Genomic DNA, 15,811 nt, shown 5'->3' with positions numbered 1-15,811 from the left:
CGTGCCTTGCGATATTGCATGAAAATTATTTCATGTGCTTATAACGCAAGTTGGCATGGCGTGGCGCACGCTTGCGATGCATAATGCGGGACAGTTAAAAAAACACCGTTATGCGCCTATTTCTGTCCCGCTACCTGCCGTATCCCGCCTTTGTCGGCTTGTATCTGCTGTTTGACTGGGCCACGTATATCGACCCGATGTACGGGCTGAACATCACCCCCTGGAATCCCGATCCCGCGCTGGGCCTGGTATTTTGGCTGATCCACGGCCGCAAGGCGGCGCTGCCGTGGTTTATCGCCCTGGTGGCAGGCGAGGTACTGGTGCGCGGCATGCCGGCAGGCTTGCCCCTGACCTTGCTCTGTTCGGCGTGGCTGGTGCTCGGTTATGGCAGTATGGGCGCAGTCTTGCGCCGCAGTTTCAGCAGCAGCGACATCTTCGACAACCGGCGCCGCCTGAGCGCCTGGGTCGCCATCGTGCTGTTTGGCACCGTGCTCAATGCGCTAGGCTATATTTCCCTGCTGTCGCTGACGGGACGCATCCCGGCCGGCGAATGGGGGACGGCAGTCTGGCGTTTCGGCATCGGCGACATGGTCGGCATGCTGGTGTCGATGCCGCTGATCTGGGTGCTGTTCAGCGAACGGGGGCGCGAGCGCCTGCATGCCGCCGTCTGGCGCTGGGAAACCCTGGCGTATCTGGCACTCGCCAGTTTTGTGTTGTGGAGCCTCTTCGGTTCCATCGTGCGTTCCGAATACAAGCATTTCTACTTCCTGTTTCTCCCCGTGATCTGGGCCGCCTCGCGCCAGGGATTGCATGGCGCCGTGCTGGCCGTGTTTGTATTGCAACTGTGCATCATCACCCTGGTGAAATGGACGCATGCGGTCGATATCCAGTTTTATGAATTGCAACTGCTCGATGCCGTGCTGGCGCTGGTGGGATTTTTTATCGGCATCGTCGTCGATGAGATGCGCCAGGTGGCCGACGAACTGAAACACACGCTGCGCCTGGCGGCCGCAGGAGAGATGGCGGCCGCGCTCGCGCATGAGCTGAACCAGCCGCTGACGGCCTTGTCGACCTATGGCAAGGCGTGCGAATACTTGTTGGAGCGGGGCGAGACGGGCGCCTTGCTGCAGGGCGCGGTGGGACACATGATCGTGGAATCGGGACGCGCCGCGGACGTGGTGCGCCGCCTGCGCGACTTTTTCCGCACGGGCGCGATGCAGCTCGAAGCGGTGGAGGCGAGCGCCTTGATCGAGGGCATGGCGCGCCAGTTCACGCCGCTGTTCCATGAACATGGCATTGAACTGGTGCTGGTGCCGTCGCCGCCGCTGGCCGTCAACGCCGACCGCCTGCAGATCGAGCTGGTGTTGCGTAATTTATTGGCCAATGCGCAGGATGCGGTGATGGGGCAGCCGCGCGGACGGCGCCGCATCACGGTCTCGGCCGAGCGGCTCGAAGGCGGGCGGCTGCGCCTGTCCGTGGAAGATAGCGGCCCCGGTATTTCCAATAGCCTGGCGGCGCGCCTGTTCGAACCGTTTGTCTCGAGCAAGGCCAGCGGCCTGGGTCTGGGGCTGGTGCTCAGCCGCAGCATCGTCGAAGCGCATGGCGGCCAGCTATGGGCCGAAGTGGGCAAGCATGGCATTTTTCGTTTTGTCCTGCCCCTGGCGCGCGCCAGTGCGGCCGCTACAGGAGAGTATGGTGACAAGTAATTTGACGGTGTTTATCGTCGACGACGATCCCGCCGTGCGCGATGCGCTGGGTTTGCTGCTGGGCATACGCGGCTACCGCACGGCCCTGTTTTCCTGCGGCGAGGATTTCCTGCACAGCTGGCGGCCCGAGTGGGCTGGCTGCCTGCTGGTCGATATCCGCATGTCGGGCATGGATGGCCTGAGCCTGCAGCGCCGCTTGCTGGAGCTCAAATGCATGCTGCCCGTCATCATTATCACGGGACACGGCGACGTCGCCCTGGCACGCCAGGCCTTCAAGGCGCAGGCCAGCGATTTCCTGGAAAAACCGTTTGACCACGACAAGTTGCTGGCAGCCATCGATGAAGCGTTTTCGCGCGAGGCGCATGCGCGCGGCCAATTGCTGCGCCAGGTGGAGGGGCAAGCCTTGCTGCGCGCCTTGACGCCGCGCGAGCGGGAAGTGATGCATCTGGTGGTGACAGGCCAGCACAACCGCGATATCGCCCCGGCACTGGGCATTTCCGTGCGCACGGTGGAAGTGCACAAGGCGCGCCTGATGGACAAGCTGGGCGTCGACAATGTGGCCGACCTGGTGCGCATCAGCATGCTGGGCACCGGTTAGCCACTGCAGCGTTGTCTAGGCGATGGTCTGCAATACCTGGTCGACCGAGATCGCCTTGACCCAGTCGCTGCGCCGCGCCACCGTGATGACGGTGCTGTTGGCGCTGTCGAACGGCGCCCATTCCGGATTCTTCTTGCGCATCAATGCCACCACAGGCACATGCACGGCGTTCGCCAAGTGCATGATCGATGTTTCCACCGAAATGATCAGGTCGCATTGCGCCAGCATGGCGGGCAGCTGGAAAAAGTTGTCAACAGCGCTGAAGGCTTGCGTGCGCGGCAAGCCACGCGCCTGCACGACCGCATCGACCTTGGCCAGTTCCTGCGGCATGGCATTGATCAGGAAGCAGGCATTTTTCCACTTCGGCATCGCTTGCATGCGCGCGATCAGCTCGGCGATGCGTTCCAGCGGCCAGCCGCGCTTGTGCGACTTGGCAAACGGGTTCAGGAGTACGAGCGGACCCTGGCGCGGGGCAAAGCCCCAGGTGGCCAGCTGCGCCTGCGCTTGCTGCAGCGCCTGCTCGGGAATGTGCACGAAGGGATAGCGTTCGGCCACGGGAATGTCGATTCCCGTCAATTGATGGAACCAGTCCGCATACACGCTGCTGATATGGTGCTCGCCGGCATCCTGTCCCGCATACGAGGCCAGCACGGCATCGATCTTGCGATAGGCCAGGTAATGCCAGGGACGCAGTGGGCTGAACGGCTTGCGCGTGCCGATCACCAGCCCGTTCGGGCTGATCGCGCGGGCAAGATCCGCGTACTGCTGTGGCCGTACGTGGGCCAGTGACACGACGACAGGATAGTGTTCCGCCTTGGCTTCGCGCAGTGATTCTTCGTAGAGCGCCGGGCTGTAGGTCTTGCGGTACACCTTGGCGAACAGGCCAGACTGCTCTACCCAGTCATACAGCGAATAGGTGCGCAGGCTTTCCCATTGTTTCGCATCGGACGTGCGGCGCACTTCGTCGACCCACAGGTGGATCTGAATATGGGGATAGGCCGCGGCGAAGGCGCGGAAACCGTTTTGCAGGTAGGTAAAGTCTCCCAGCGCCAGATGGGCGATGAAAAGAATTTTGTCCGACTTTTGTAGAAGTTCGGCGGGAATCAAAGGCGTCATGTATCAGTACGATTTCAGGTATTCATTCGATGGTGTCAAGCCACTTGCTGGGAAAATTGCAGGCGATGCAGATTGGCATACGCGCCGTTGGCATCCAATAATTGCTGGTGACTGCCGGTTTCCATTATTTTCCCATGTGACAATACCACGATACGGTCCGCACGTTCAATTGTTGATAGCCGATGCGCAATAACGAGGGTGGTTTTACCTTGCATCAGATGTTCCAGCGCCGCTTGCACGGCCCGTTCCGCTTCCGTATCCAGTGCCGAGGTCGCTTCATCGAGGATCAGGATGGGCGCATCCTTGTAGATCGCGCGGGCGATGGCCACGCGCTGGCGCTGGCCGCCGGACAGGCGCGAGCCGTTGTCGCCCAAGCGCGTTTCCAGGCCGTCGGGCAAGCCGTCGATGACGTCCGACAGGAAGGCGGCGGCCGCAGCCGCTTCGATGCGTTGCCGGTCCGGCGCCGCATCGCCATACGCGATATTGGCGGCCAGGGTATCGTCGAACAATACGACTTGCTGGCTGACCATGGCGATCTGGCTGCGCAGGCTCGTCAGGGCGATGGTATCGATATTCTGCCCATCGAGCAAGATCTCGCCACTGCTGGCCGAGTAAAAGCCGGGCAGCAGGCTGACCAGGGTTGATTTGCCGCCGCCGGACATGCCGACAAAGGCGATCGTTTGTCCTGGCGCAATGCTCAGATCGATGTGTTGCAGCGCCGGTTCCGGATGTCCGGGGTAGGCAAAGCTCACGTCCCTGAACTCGATGCGGCCTTTGCTGCGCCCGGCGAGCGGCTGGCCGCCCGTGCGCTCCGGCGTCTTGTCGATCAGCAAAAAGACTTCTTCCGCGGCGGCCATGCCGCGCTGCAGGGGGCCGTTGACTTCGGCCAGTTGCTTCAAGGGCGTCAGCAGCATCAGCATGGCCGTGATGAAGGACACAAACCCGCCGACCGTGATCTGCCCCTGCTCCGACTGGAACAGGGCCATCACGATGACCAGAGCCACGGCGGCGGCCGTGATCACCTGCGTGATGGGGACGGTGGCGGAAAAAGTGGTGGTCATGCGCATGCTGTAGCGGCGCAATTGCTCGGCACGCTCTTCGAAGCGCGACTTTTCGTAGTCCTGGCCGCCGAAGATCTTGATCACTTGCTGGGCGCGCGTGGTTTCCTCGATGACCTGGGTCAGCTCCGCGTTGACGGCCAGGGAGTCGCGGTTGAGTTTTTTCAGGCGCTTGCCCGTCGTGCGCACGACGATGGTCAGCAGGGGCAGCAGCACCAGGGTCACCAGCGTCAGCACCCAGTTCAGGTACAGCAGCCACGCCAGCAGGCCCAGCACGGTCAGCGAGGAGCGCACGATCGACGTAAACACCTTGGTCACCATCTCGATTATCTGCTGCACTTCGAACATGATGGAGTTGATGACTTTGCCCACCGTGTGGGTGTTGTAGAAGTCGATGGGCAAGTTCAGCATGCTGGCAAACATCCTGCGCCGCAACTCGTTGAGGATGCGCGTGGAGACATAGCTCATCAGGTAGCTGCTGGCAAACGTCGACGCGCCGCGCATGGCGAAGATGCCGATGACGATCAGCGGCACGAGCCAGAAGGAAAAATTCACCTTGCCGCCAAAGCCATTGTCGAGCAGCAGCTTGAGCGCATACGGCAGCAGCGGTTCCGTCGCCGCCGTGACGACCATCGCCAGCAAGGCCAGGGCCAGGTGTTTCTTGTAGGGCGCGTGCAGTGCGGTGAGGCGCTTCAGGTCGGGCGTGAGCATCGGTATGGTTCCTTGCAGGGGACAGCAAAAACGGTCAGGCGGAAGCTTAGGCAATGCGTTCTTGCTGGCGCAGCATGGCCCACAGTATCACCATCGGGAAGACCAGCATGATGATGCCGATATTCAGGGTGAGCGAGTTCGTCGTCAAGCCGAACGTGATATAGCAGGAAAGCAGGATGACGCCGGCCAGCGCATAGGGTTGTGTCGTTTGTCCATGTCCTGCCGCCCGCAGGGACTGGGTGAACAAGCGCAGCGGGAGGAAAAACAGCACCAGCAATGCTAACAGGCCCAGCATGCCGCGCTTGACCAGCGAATCGATATAGTCGTTGTGCGCATTCGTGAAGTCGCGCGCCACGGCATTCATCTTGCCTTCGGCTGCCAGCTCCTGCTTTTGCGCCAGATAGCCATTGCGGCCGATGCCCAGCAACAGGTTTTCATCCGACATGCGCAGCGCGGAGCGCCACATTTCCACGCGTTGGCCAACGGAAGAGTATATGTTGCCGGAATCATTGAAACTGTTCAGTTCGTTGATGGCGGCGACGCTGCGCTCCCGGACCGGTGAGTTGGGGAGGGCATAGACGAGGGTGCCGAATACGACAAAGGCGGCTGCGACACTGAAAAGGTAACGTTTGCCGTGTTTTCTAGCATGATGCAGGGCGATGATGCAGACACAGATCGGCAATGCCAGCCAGCCGCCACGGCTACCGCTGATGATCGAACCGGCAATGCCAGCGATGCAGCCGCACAGCATCAGCACTGTCCACAGGCGCTGGCGCGATTGCGCGCGTGCCCACGTGACGCCGCATAGCGAGAGCATGCCCAGCAGCATGCTCACATTGCCATAATGGATGGCGTTGCTCGTGGCAGCTTGGGGACGAGCAATGTCATGGACAAAGAATTGCCAAAAAGCCAGTGCAGCGCCGCCGATGGCACCAATGGCAACACCGCTCCACCACGCTTCCGGCCGCGGCGGATAGGCAATCAGCAGCAGCAGCACGGGCGCGGCCAGCAGGGCCCGCAGGGGCATGTCGAGTTCGCGCGCCGGATCGGCGTGATACAGCATGTTGGCGGTAAAGATGAAGAAGTACAGCAGCAGCGTGCCGAGCATCAGGTAATCGCGGCGCTGCAGATTCAGACGGGGGCGTTTCCACAGCAGCCAGCTGCTGGCCAGCAGCAGCACCAGCGCGCCAAGGGAATATCCGCTGTTGACTGCCAGCGCCAATGCCGAAAAGAGAAAAACACAAACAGAGGTCAGGCCGAGCATGAATATCCTTGGTAACGCACGACGTCGCCATTATGGCAACTGTAGCAACATAAAGTAGGCGTCATTGTAATCGAAGGGGGCAGCAAAAACGGCACCCGGGAATTTACTCTTCGATAACTATATGGGCGGTCTCAAGGGGGAAATGAAAAAAACCATGGTTTTCAGCCATGGTTTTTTTGTAAGCAATGGTAACTTGCTGTTATTTTGCCAAGGCAGGATCGCCTGCCATGCGTATCAGGCGACTGCTGGCACGCGGGTGGCGACGCCGGTGGCGATGGCCGCTTGCGACACGGCAGGCGCGACCCAGCTGCGCAGACGCTCGTCGAACGGCGACGGTATCAGTTGCAGCGGCGTCAGGGCGCTGCTCTCGTGACCCGGCAGCGGCTCCTTGGCCAGCGCGGCGATGGCGCGCACGCAGGCCAGCTTCATTTCTTCATTGATGGTGGTGGCGCCCACGTCGAGCGCGCCACGGAAGATGTACGGGAAGCACAGCACATTGTTGATCTGGTTCGGGTAATCCGAGCGGCCCGTGGCGACGATGGCGTCGTCGCGCACGGCATGCACTTTTTCCGGCGCGATTTCCGGATGCGGATTGGCCAGGGCGAAGATCAGCGGCTTGGCGGCCATCGATTCGACCATCTGCGCGCTGACCACGCCGCCCTTCGAGACGCCGATGAAGATGTCGGCGCCGACCATGGCGTCAGCCAGGTCGCGGTCGCTCGTGTCGTTCGCGTAGCGCGCCTTGTTCTCTTCCATGCTGGCATCGCGGCCCGGGTAGATCACGCCCTGGCTGTCGCACACTTTCAGCAGCGACTTGTTCAGGCCCAGCGAGACGAGCAGGTCCAGGCAGGCGATCGACGCGGCGCCAGCGCCCGAGACGGCCACTTTGACGTTGCCGATGTCCTTGCCGACCAGTTCCAGGCCGTTCAGGATGCCGGCCGCGACGATGATGGCCGTGCCGTGCTGGTCGTCGTGGAAGACGGGAATATTCATGCGCTTGCGCAATTGCTGTTCGATGTAGAAGCAGTCGGGCGCCTTGATATCTTCCAGATTGATGCCGCCGAAGGTCGGCTCCATGCGCACCACGGTGTCGATGAACAGGTCGGGATCGTTCTCGGCCAGTTCGATGTCGAACACATCGACGTCGGCGAACTGCTTGAACAGGCAAGCCTTGCCTTCCATCACCGGTTTGCTGGCCAGCGGACCGATATCGCCCAGGCCCAGCACGGCCGTGCCATTGGTGATCACGGCCACCAGGTTGCTGCGCGACGTATAGATGCCGGCCGTGCGCGGATCTTCCACGATGGCTTCGCAGGCAAAGGCCACGCCCGGCGAGTACGCCAGGGTCAGGGCGCGGGCGTCGCCCAGCGGTTTGGTTGGCGTGACGGAAATCTTGCCTGCGCGGGGTTCCGCATGATAGGCGAGGGCGGCTTCTTTCAGGTTGAAGGTTTCGCCGTTCTGTTCGGCGTGCTTGCTGTGGGAAGTAGACATAAGAATTCTGGGAAGGGCAACCAGGCCCGAGTGATCAATCCGAGTCATGGTATGCAAGCGTTTGCACGCTGTCAAGGCTGGATTGTGCTTAAGCCCACCAAAACCGCTTTGGGCAACCCGATTATTTCAATGCAAGCGTTTGCTCGGTTTTTGACGGAATAGGGAATTTTTACGATAAAATCACGGTATTGCGATCCGGGAAGCCCATGACAAACAAGAACCCCACCTTAAGCGACGTCGCGCGGGCCAGCGGCGTGCACTTTTCCACCGTGTCGCGCGTGATGAACCCGGCAACGCGGCAAATGGTCAGCGCCGAGGTGGCCGCGCGCGTGCTGGCCGAAGCGGGCCGGCTCGGCTACCGGCCGAACCGCGCCGCCTCCACCCTTGTCACACGCAAGTCGCGCATCATCGGCGTGGTTTTGCCCGACATTACCAACGCTGTCTTTCCACCGATCCTGCTGGGCATCGAGGAAGGCTTGCGCAAGCATGGCTACCTGGCCATCGTCGCCAACGTGGGCGCCGACGAGGAAGAGCAGCTGTTCGTCATCAACCGCCTGCTGGGACAGCAGGTCGACGGCCTGATTTTGGCTACCGCACGGCGCGACGATCCCGTCATCAAGATGTGCATCGACCAGAATGTGCCTGTCGTTACCGTCAACCGCAGCGACGAGACGGGCGTCGCTTCTTGCGTCGTCAGCGACGACGTGGTCGGCATGCGTCTGGCGGTGGAACACTTGCTGGCGCTGGGCCACCGCCATATCGCGCACATCGCCGGCCCGGAAAACCTGTCCACTGGCCACGTGCGCCGCCTCGGTTTCCTGGCCGCCATCCAGGCCAGCGAACTCGATCGCTCGCAAGCGTTCGTGTTTGAAAGCAGCGGTTATTCGCGCGAATGCGGCAAGGCGGCCCTGTTGGAACTGCTGCGCCAGTCGCCGCGGACGACGGCCGTGGTGACGGGCAGCGACCTGGTGGCCCTCGGCTGCTACGACGCCATCCGCGAATTGGGTTTGAGTTGCCCCGAAGATATTTCCGTGGTGGGCCACAACGACATGCCCTACATGGACATGATCCGTCCGCCCCTGACCACCATCCGCATCCGCCACCACGGCATCGGCACGGAAGCGGCCCGGCTGATCCTGCAAACCATAGCTTCGCCCGATTCCCCGGTGCTCGACGTGCGCCTGAAACCCGAACTGGTGGTGCGCGAATCGACGGCGGCGCCGCGCGCCTGAGTCTGCCGCTTGTTGCCCTTCTTTTGCCGGAGTATGTTTAAATCTTGATATTGATAATGATCAAGATAACCCCATGCAGACGACATATAGGCGACAACGGCGGCATGCACGGCAGGGAGGCCGCTGATGCCGAAGAATTTCGGCATGCCTGGCAATGCCTGGCGCTATGCGCTGGGCAGCGACTATGGCTATTGCTCGCCCTTGCTTGACGGCATAGAGTTTGAAAACGAGTGGGTGACGATACGCGAATCGGCGATCCGCATCCGCGCCGGCTATGCCTGGGATGGCTGTTCGCCCTGTATCAGCGTGCTCGGCCTATTTTATGTGGGCACGCCCGATGGCGCGCAGCACCTGGGCTTGCCGGCGACGTATCATGCCAGCCTCGTGCATGACGTGCTGTGCCAGTGGCGCGCCGACATTCCCGTCACCCGCGCGCAGTCGATCGCCATTTTCCAGCAGTTGCTCAGGGAGGTGCGCTTCCCCCTGGCGGGGCTGTATGCGGGCGCCGTCTTCCTGTTCGGGCCACGGCGTGACTTCATGCGGCCTGGCGCGCGCGCCGCAGTGGCCGCGCCGCACCCGCCAGGGGCAACATTAAAGCGGCGCTGAAGCTGCCGCCGACGCGCCATGATGTTAAACTGGCGGCCCTCAACGTATTTTGCCCTCCATCGCCATGACCAAAACCAACACGCCCTCCCCGAAACGCCGCGAAGAGGGCGTCGCCAAGCTGACCGTCAATCCCTTCCTCGATGCCGAGTTTTACGCGCGCATGCGCGATTACACGGAACGCGATGCGGCCATCATCAAGGAATTGAAAGCGATCGCCGAGATCCGCGCCGGCAACAAGCAGCCCGATCCCCGCCTGGCGCCGTCGTTGCAAGCACTGCGGGATACCGTCAAGAAAGGTCTGACGTTTGGCGAGATGCTCGAGCGCATGGCGGCCGGCAAGGAAAAAGGCTTGTGGGAACCGTGGATGACGACCTTCGGCATTGAAATCCGCGCCGTCAACTACGGCGCCGGCCCGCGCAACGCCTGCCTGGTGCTGGACCTGGCGGCGAATGCCCCTGCGCACGCCATGTTCGCCAAGGCCGGCATCCAGAACTGGCGCAGCCTGGCCGCCGACGATTGCTCCGTCGTGCGCTCGGAAAAGGCGACGGAAACCACGCCCTTGAAAGTGTATGCCGTGTTTTACCTGGATCCGCTGCCAGCCTGATCCGCTAGCAGCACCACCGCCAGCACGATCAGCATCACGCCCGACAGCCGTTCCAGCGACGGCAGTGCGCGCGCAAAGCGCTGCCGCAGGGCGGTGCTGCCGATAGCCAGCGCCACCGCCATATCCCACGCCAGCACGGCAAAGACCATCCACGTACCATATGCGACCATCGCAGCGGTGTTTGTCTGCCTGGAGGCCAGCACGGTGGCCAGGCTGACGTAGAACAGCGCATTTTTCGGATTCAGGATGGCGGAGACAAACCCCATCACGACACCGCCGCGCCAGCGCGCCTTGCCGGTGGCGGGCTTGGCATCCAGGCTGCTCTTGCCCGCATGGCGCAGGAACAGCCAGCCCAGGTACAGCAGATAGGCGCATCCCGCCAGCCGCACCACCATGAATGCCGTACTGCCCGCCTGCAGCACCGACAGTCCTCCAAATGCCGCCACGATAAACACCGCATTGGCCACGGTAATGCCCATGCACGTGCCGGCGGCGGCGCGCCAGCCGTGGGCCAGCGAGGTGCGCGCGATCAGGAAGAAATCGGGACCGGGCGACAGCAGGGAAAGAAAGTGGGCGGCGGCGATCAATAAAAAGTCTTGCATGGCTTGCGCTCCGTAACGATAGGGAGGCGAGTATGCAATGCTGCTGCTGGCGCGTATTGAAGAAAATTGCAGGCTAGCGGTAGCGCCCGGGCGTGATGCCCGCATGCGCCTTGAAGACGCGCTGCAGGTGGCTCTGGTCGGCAAAGCCCAGCTCATGCGCCAGCTGCGCCAGCGCCGTCCCTTCCTGCAAGCGGCTGCGCGCGCGGTTGACGTGCATATTCAGCTGGTAGGCATGCGGCGTCAGGCCCGTGGCGGCGCGAAAGGCGCGGATCAATTGATAGGGGCTCAGGCCAGCCGCCTCCGCCAGTTGCCGCAGGCTGGCAGAGGGCTGCGCCTGCAGCGTCGCGAGCACGGGCGCCAGCTGCTGGGGCAGCGGCTTGCGTTCCGACGGCAGCACGTCTGCGCAGGCGCTGGCGCAGGCGCCAAGGAACGCCTGCAGCGCCGCATTTTTCTCCGCCGCGCCGGCCCTTGAAAACAGCAGCGCATTCATGGCGCAAAACTGCGCATACAGCAGCGGGCAACGCAACACCGTCGCCGTGTCGCCATCGAGCGCCGGCGCGTGTGCCTGCAGCCACCGCGCATCGAGATGCAGCATCTGGTAGCTCCACGGGGCGTCAGGCAGGGGATTGCAGGCGTGCACGCAGCCGGCCGGCACCAGCACCAGGCTGCCATTGCCGAGGGCGACCTTGCCGTCTTTGCTGCCTGTAAAGATGCTGCCGCCTGCGTCGACGGCGCCGATGGAAAACGTGGGATGGCTGTGCGGCTTGTAGCACGCCCGGCTGTGGCAGGCGCGCCGGCTCTCCACGTGGGGGAGAGACGGGTCGCGCCAGAAGGCGGTGGTGCCCGGCATGACTACATCAGGATCACGTCGTACTGCTCCTGGTGGTAGGCGTTCTCCACCTGCAGCGAAATTTTCTTGCCGATGAAATCACCGAGCATGGCCAGGTGCTGCGATTCTTCTTCGAGGAACAGATCGACCACTTCCTGCGAGGCGAGGATGCGGAATTCGCGCGGGTTGAACTGTTTCGCCTCGCGCAGCAGTTCGCGCAGGATTTCATAGCAGATCGTGCGCGAGGTCTTGACTTGTCCCTTGCCGGCGCAGGCGGGGCAGGGTTCGCACAGGATGTGGGCCAGCGATTCGCGCGTGCGCTTGCGCGTCATTTCCACCAGGCCCAGCGGCGAGAAGTTGCTCACCGAAACCTTGGTGCGGTCGCGCGACAGCGTGCGTTTCAGTTCGGCCAGCACGGCGTTGCGGTGCTCGGCATTGTCCATGTCGATGAAGTCGAGGATGATGATGCCGCCCAGGTTGCGCAGGCGCAGCTGGCGCGCGATGGCGTGCGCCGCTTCCAGGTTGGTCTTGAAAATCGTGTCGGCGAAATTGCGCCCGCCGACGAAGCCGCCCGTGTTGACGTCGATGGTGGTCATCGCTTCCGTCTGGTCGACGATCAGGTAGCCGCCCGATTTCAGGTCGACCCGGCGCCCCAGCGCGCGCAGGATCTCTTCTTCCACGCCATACAGGTCGAACAGCGGGCGCTCGCCCGTGTAGTGCTGCAAGCGCGTCAGTTCGCTGGGCGTGTAGATTTCCGCGAATTCGCGCAATTTGACGTAGTTCTCGCGCGAATCGACCTGGATGGTGGCTGTTTCATCGCCGACGAAGTCGCGCAGCACGCGCTGCGCCAGGCTCAAGTCCTGGTGCAGCAGGCTGGTGGCGGGACGCGTGCGCGCGCCGTGCGTGATTGTGCTCCAGGTCTTGCGCAGGTAGTCGACGTCCGCCTTCAAGTCAGCGTCGGAAGCGTCCTCGGCCATGGTGCGCACGATGTAGCCGCCTTTTTCATCGGGCGGCAGCAGGCTTTGCAGGCGCACGCGCAACTGCTCGCGCTCCGCTTCCTTTTCGATTTTCTGCGAGATGCCGATGTGCTTGTCCTGGGGCAGGTACACCAGCATGCGTCCGGCGATGGAAATTTGCGTCGACAGGCGCGCGCCCTTGGTGCCGATCGGGTCCTTGATCACCTGCACCGTCAGCACCTGGCCGTCGAAGAGGATTTTTTCGATCGGCGCCGGTGTCGCGTTTTGGCCATCGTGGCCGCGCGCTTCCCAGATGTCGGCCACGTGCAGGAAGGCGGCGCGCTCCAGGCCGATGTCGATGAAGGCCGACTGCATGCCCGGCAACACCCGTACCACTTTGCCGGAATACACATTGCCGGCCAGGCCGCGCGTGAGCGTGCGCTCGATGTGCAATTCCTGCACGGCGCCCTGCAGGATGAGGGCGACGCGCGTTTCTTGCGGCGTGATATTGATCAGGATGTCTTCGTTCATGGAGGCGGGGAAGTGGAGGCGACGAATGACATCATACCCGGGATCAGGGCAGGGGCAAACCTGCTTCACGCAGCAATTGCGCCGTCTCGTACAGAGGAAGGCCCATGATGCCGGAATGGCTGCCTTCGATATGCTCGACGAACAGGGCGGCGCTGCCCTGGATGCCGTAGCCGCCGGCCTTGTCGTAGGGCTCGGGCGTGGCGCAGTAGGCGGCGATGGAGGCCGGCGAGAGCACGCCGAAGCGCACTTGCGACACCTGCGTGCGCTGCTCGGCGAAATCCTTGTAGTGCACGGCGATCGAGGTGAGCACCTCGTGCGTGCGGCCCGACAGCTGCTGCAGCATCGCCACGGCCTCAAGGCGGTCGGCCGGCTTGCCGAGGATGATGCCGTCGATGGTGACGGTGGTGTCGGCTGCCAGCACGGGGCGCGGGGTCAGGTGGCGGCGGCGCACCAGGTCCCAGGCGAAGGCGGCTTTTTCATTCGACACGCGGGCGACATAGTCGAGCGCCGATTCGCCGGGCAGGACTTCCTCTGTGACGTCGGCGCCGCGCGGGCCGTCGCTGCGCAGCAGCAGCAATTCGAAATCGATGCCGATCTGGCGCAGCAGTTCGCGCCGTCGCGGGCTTTTGGAGGCAAGGTAGATCTTGTGATCAGCCGTTTTCATGGGGGAGTTCAGACGCGGTGATAGGGGTGGTTTTGCGTGATTGACCAGGCACGATACAGCTGCTCGGCGAGGATCACGCGCACCACGCCGTGCGGCAGGGTCATGCTGGAAATGCGCAGCATGCCTTCGGCACGTGCCTTGAGTTGCGGATCGAGGCCGTCGGCGCCGCCGATCAGGAAGGCGGTGTCGCGGCCATCCTGCTGCCACGCCATCAACTGCTGCGACAGGCCGACACTGGTCAGGTCCTTGCCGCGTTCGTCGAGCGCGATGATGCGCACGCCCTTGGGCAGGACGGCTTCGATGCGTTCGCGTTCCAGCGCCATCGCCGTGGCGGCGGTCTTGCTGCCGGAACGCTCCACCGGCTTGATTTCTTTCAGCACGATGCGCAATTCCGGCGGCATGCGCTTCGCGTATTCCGCGAAGCCCGTCTCTATCCAGGCCGGCATTTTATGGCCGACCGCAGCGATGATAAGCTGCATCGAGGCTTACGCTTCGACTTTTTTGATACGCTTGATCACGGTTTTTGCCGGTGCAGCATCGGCTGCCGGCTTGGCCGCGCGTGGGGCGCGCACTTTTTTCTCTGGCAGCGCTTTCAAGGCTTTCACGGCAGCCGCTTCGGTCTTGGTTGGCGCGACTTTCACGGTCTTGCCGACAGCTTTGGAAGCGGTGGTTTTTTTCGCCGGGGCTTTCTTGGCGGCGGTGGCGGCCGTGGCTTTCTTGGCCGGTGTCTTTTTCTCGATCACGGGCGAAGCTTCCACATTGGCCTTGCTCGCTGCCAGATGGCCGCTGACCTTTTTCGGCTCGTCGCCGGCCGCTTTTTTCGGCGCGCGCTTGGCGGCACCCAGCTTGACCGGCGTGTCGCCCCAGATTTCTTCCAGGCGGTAGTAGGCGCGGATAGGCGCTTGCATGATGTGGACGATCATGTCGCCCAGATCGACCAGCACCCATTCACCCGTTTCCTCGCCTTCCATGCCGATGATGTCGCCGCCGGCGTCCTTGACCTTGTTGCGCACCGAGGCGGCCAGCGCCTTGGTTTGACGGTTCGAGGTACCGGAAACGATCGCGATGCGGTCGAACAGGCTGGTCAGGTGACTGGTTTCGAAGACGGCGATGTCTTGGCCTTTGACGTCTTCAAGGGCGTCAACGACGAGGGTTTGCAGTTTTTTGATGTCCATTTAGCTTTTGTATAAATTATGTTGTTCAATATAGTCTAGCACTAGCGGGGAAACAAGCGAGTTTGCCCGATTCCCCCGTTGTAATGCCGCACGTATTTCGGTGGCGGAGATATCCACCGCGAAGTCCTGTGCCAGATAAGTCAGACCGTGCGGCGTGTTGCGGATGCTTTCCAGTGCCCCCAGGCGGCGCGAAAATTCTTCGGCGACCACTTGCGGCACTGCGGTGTCATTCAGCGCGAAGCCGGGGCGGGCCGCGACGCAGATATGCGCGTATTCAAATAATTGCTGCCATTCGCGCCATGTCGCGAGCCGCTGCAGCTGGTCGGCACCCATCAGGAAAACGATGGATGCGCGCGCTCCCAGCTCGGCGCGTACCTGGCGCAAGGTATCGATGGTGTAGCTGGCCTGGCCATGTTCGCTGCGCTCGATTTCCTGGCGGTCGATCACGACCGGCACGGGCAGGCCTGCAAACGCCAGGCTGGCCATCTCGGCGCGCTGTTGGCCGGTGGCGCCCAGGTTGCCCTTTTGCCAGGGCGCGCCGGCCGGAATCACGCGCAGTTCATCGGCGTGCAGCAGGCTGGAAAAATGCGTGCCCAGCGCGACATGGCCCATATGCACCGGATCGTAGCTGCCGCCCAGCAGCGCCACGCATGGGGTATTGCCGGCGA

15 protein-coding genes and 1 pseudogene are annotated in these 15,811 nt (G+C 62.5%); 5 read left to right on the top strand and 11 right to left on the bottom strand.

Annotation, left to right across the window (positions count from 1 at the left end):
* Nucleotides 1-110 precede the first annotated feature (110 nt).
* Nucleotides 111-1,706 carry an ATP-binding protein gene (locus CSQ92_RS16090; RefSeq protein WP_099394768.1) on the top strand — a complete coding sequence of 532 codons (1,596 nt, stop codon included), beginning with the start codon at nt 111-113 and terminating at the stop codon, nt 1,704-1,706.
* A complete protein-coding gene (locus CSQ92_RS16085) occupies nt 1,693-2,304 on the top strand; it encodes a response regulator transcription factor (RefSeq protein WP_034786674.1) in 612 nt (203 codons plus the stop codon). Before CSQ92_RS16090 ends, CSQ92_RS16085 begins: the two co-directional genes overlap by 14 nt.
* A 15-nt stretch (nt 2,305-2,319) precedes the next feature.
* Here CSQ92_RS16085 and CSQ92_RS16080 read toward each other — a convergent pair whose 3' ends face one another.
* The 4 genes and pseudogenes from CSQ92_RS16080 to CSQ92_RS16065 all read right to left on the bottom strand — a co-directional run.
* The gene (locus tag CSQ92_RS16080) at nt 2,320-3,420 is read right to left on the bottom strand and encodes a glycosyltransferase family 9 protein (protein WP_070254278.1); all 1,101 of its coding nucleotides are present in this window, start codon (nt 3,418-3,420) and stop codon (nt 2,320-2,322) included.
* A gap of 35 nt (nt 3,421-3,455) precedes the next feature.
* Nucleotides 3,456-5,189, bottom strand: a complete 1,734-nt coding sequence (gene msbA / locus CSQ92_RS16075) for a lipid A export permease/ATP-binding protein MsbA (RefSeq protein ID WP_092608106.1) — start codon at nt 5,187-5,189, stop codon at nt 3,456-3,458.
* A 46-nt stretch (nt 5,190-5,235) separates the two neighbouring features.
* Complete coding sequence (locus CSQ92_RS16070; protein WP_070254276.1) at nt 5,236-6,453, bottom strand: O-antigen ligase family protein; 1,218 nt, start codon at nt 6,451-6,453, stop codon at nt 5,236-5,238.
* Nucleotides 6,454-6,705: 252 nt separating this feature from the next.
* Nucleotides 6,706-7,944: pseudogene (locus CSQ92_RS16065) on the bottom strand (malic enzyme-like NAD(P)-binding protein); the annotation flags it as partial.
* Between the two features lie 206 nt (nt 7,945-8,150).
* On the opposite strand from CSQ92_RS16065, the gene CSQ92_RS16060 reads away from it, so the two are divergent.
* The 3 genes from CSQ92_RS16060 to CSQ92_RS16050 all read left to right on the top strand — a co-directional run bounded on the left by CSQ92_RS16060 (nt 8,151) and on the right by CSQ92_RS16050 (nt 10,386).
* Nucleotides 8,151-9,176, top strand: coding sequence for a LacI family DNA-binding transcriptional regulator (locus tag CSQ92_RS16060; RefSeq protein ID WP_034786474.1), 1,026 nt, complete (start codon nt 8,151-8,153; stop codon nt 9,174-9,176).
* A gap of 126 nt (nt 9,177-9,302) precedes the next feature.
* Nucleotides 9,303-9,782, top strand: a complete 480-nt coding sequence (locus tag CSQ92_RS16055) for a hypothetical protein (protein WP_052140504.1) — start codon at nt 9,303-9,305, stop codon at nt 9,780-9,782.
* A 64-nt stretch (nt 9,783-9,846) separates the two neighbouring features.
* Nucleotides 9,847-10,386: a hypothetical protein gene (locus CSQ92_RS16050; protein ID WP_226939445.1), complete on the top strand. Its 540-nt coding sequence runs from the start codon at nt 9,847-9,849 to the stop codon at nt 10,384-10,386.
* On the opposite strand, the gene CSQ92_RS16045 is transcribed toward CSQ92_RS16050, so the two are convergent.
* From CSQ92_RS16045 to nadD, 7 genes are all read right to left on the bottom strand, one after another.
* Nucleotides 10,362-10,988: a LysE family translocator gene (locus tag CSQ92_RS16045; RefSeq protein ID WP_099394767.1), complete on the bottom strand. Its 627-nt coding sequence runs from the start codon at nt 10,986-10,988 to the stop codon at nt 10,362-10,364. The genes CSQ92_RS16050 and CSQ92_RS16045 overlap by 25 nt on opposite strands.
* A 73-nt stretch (nt 10,989-11,061) precedes the next feature.
* The gene (locus tag CSQ92_RS16040; protein ID WP_099394766.1) at nt 11,062-11,838 is read right to left on the bottom strand and encodes an AraC family transcriptional regulator; all 777 of its coding nucleotides are present in this window, start codon (nt 11,836-11,838) and stop codon (nt 11,062-11,064) included.
* 2 nt (nt 11,839-11,840) lie between these two features.
* Nucleotides 11,841-13,304 (bottom strand): ribonuclease G, encoded by a 1,464-nt coding sequence (rng, locus tag CSQ92_RS16035; protein ID WP_034747098.1) that lies wholly within the window; start codon nt 13,302-13,304, stop codon nt 11,841-11,843.
* Nucleotides 13,305-13,347: 43 nt separating this feature from the next.
* On the bottom strand, nt 13,348-13,968 hold the full coding sequence (locus tag CSQ92_RS16030; RefSeq protein WP_034786478.1) for a Maf family protein: 621 nt from the start codon (nt 13,966-13,968) through the stop codon (nt 13,348-13,350).
* Nucleotides 13,969-13,976: 8 nt separating this feature from the next.
* Nucleotides 13,977-14,447 (bottom strand): 23S rRNA (pseudouridine(1915)-N(3))-methyltransferase RlmH, encoded by a 471-nt coding sequence (rlmH, locus tag CSQ92_RS16025; protein ID WP_034747108.1) that lies wholly within the window; start codon nt 14,445-14,447, stop codon nt 13,977-13,979.
* Nucleotides 14,448-14,453: 6 nt separating this feature from the next.
* Nucleotides 14,454-15,143, bottom strand: coding sequence for a ribosome silencing factor (rsfS, locus tag CSQ92_RS16020; protein WP_099394765.1), 690 nt, complete (start codon nt 15,141-15,143; stop codon nt 14,454-14,456).
* Complete coding sequence (nadD, locus tag CSQ92_RS16015; RefSeq protein ID WP_257219252.1) at nt 15,144-15,791, bottom strand: nicotinate (nicotinamide) nucleotide adenylyltransferase; 648 nt, start codon at nt 15,789-15,791, stop codon at nt 15,144-15,146.
* Nucleotides 15,792-15,811 lie beyond the last annotated feature (20 nt).

It is taken from the genome of Janthinobacterium sp. BJB446, from assembly GCF_002735655.1.
GTDB lineage: Bacteria > Pseudomonadota > Gammaproteobacteria > Burkholderiales > Burkholderiaceae_D > Janthinobacterium > Janthinobacterium lividum.
Note: the sequence above shows the minus strand (reverse complement) of the source record. Positions and strands in the feature narration are given on the sequence as shown.

Coding starts and splice junctions, on each gene's coding strand:
- CSQ92_RS16090 (WP_099394768.1), top strand. CDS start 111: ATGCGCCTATTTCTGTCCCGCTACCTGCCGTATCCCGCCTTTGTCGGC.
- CSQ92_RS16085 (WP_034786674.1), top strand. CDS start 1,693: ATGGTGACAAGTAATTTGACGGTGTTTATCGTCGACGACGATCCCGCC.
- CSQ92_RS16080 (WP_070254278.1), bottom strand. CDS start 3,420: ATGACGCCTTTGATTCCCGCCGAACTTCTACAAAAGTCGGACAAAATT.
- msbA (WP_092608106.1), bottom strand. CDS start 5,189: ATGCTCACGCCCGACCTGAAGCGCCTCACCGCACTGCACGCGCCCTAC.
- CSQ92_RS16070 (WP_070254276.1), bottom strand. CDS start 6,453: ATGCTCGGCCTGACCTCTGTTTGTGTTTTTCTCTTTTCGGCATTGGCG.
- CSQ92_RS16060 (WP_034786474.1), top strand. CDS start 8,151: ATGACAAACAAGAACCCCACCTTAAGCGACGTCGCGCGGGCCAGCGGC.
- CSQ92_RS16055 (WP_052140504.1), top strand. CDS start 9,303: ATGCCGAAGAATTTCGGCATGCCTGGCAATGCCTGGCGCTATGCGCTG.
- CSQ92_RS16050 (WP_226939445.1), top strand. CDS start 9,847: ATGACCAAAACCAACACGCCCTCCCCGAAACGCCGCGAAGAGGGCGTC.
- CSQ92_RS16045 (WP_099394767.1), bottom strand. CDS start 10,988: ATGCAAGACTTTTTATTGATCGCCGCCGCCCACTTTCTTTCCCTGCTG.
- CSQ92_RS16040 (WP_099394766.1), bottom strand. CDS start 11,838: ATGCCGGGCACCACCGCCTTCTGGCGCGACCCGTCTCTCCCCCACGTG.
- rng (WP_034747098.1), bottom strand. CDS start 13,304: ATGAACGAAGACATCCTGATCAATATCACGCCGCAAGAAACGCGCGTC.
- CSQ92_RS16030 (WP_034786478.1), bottom strand. CDS start 13,968: ATGAAAACGGCTGATCACAAGATCTACCTTGCCTCCAAAAGCCCGCGA.
- rlmH (WP_034747108.1), bottom strand. CDS start 14,447: ATGCAGCTTATCATCGCTGCGGTCGGCCATAAAATGCCGGCCTGGATA.
- rsfS (WP_099394765.1), bottom strand. CDS start 15,143: ATGGACATCAAAAAACTGCAAACCCTCGTCGTTGACGCCCTTGAAGAC.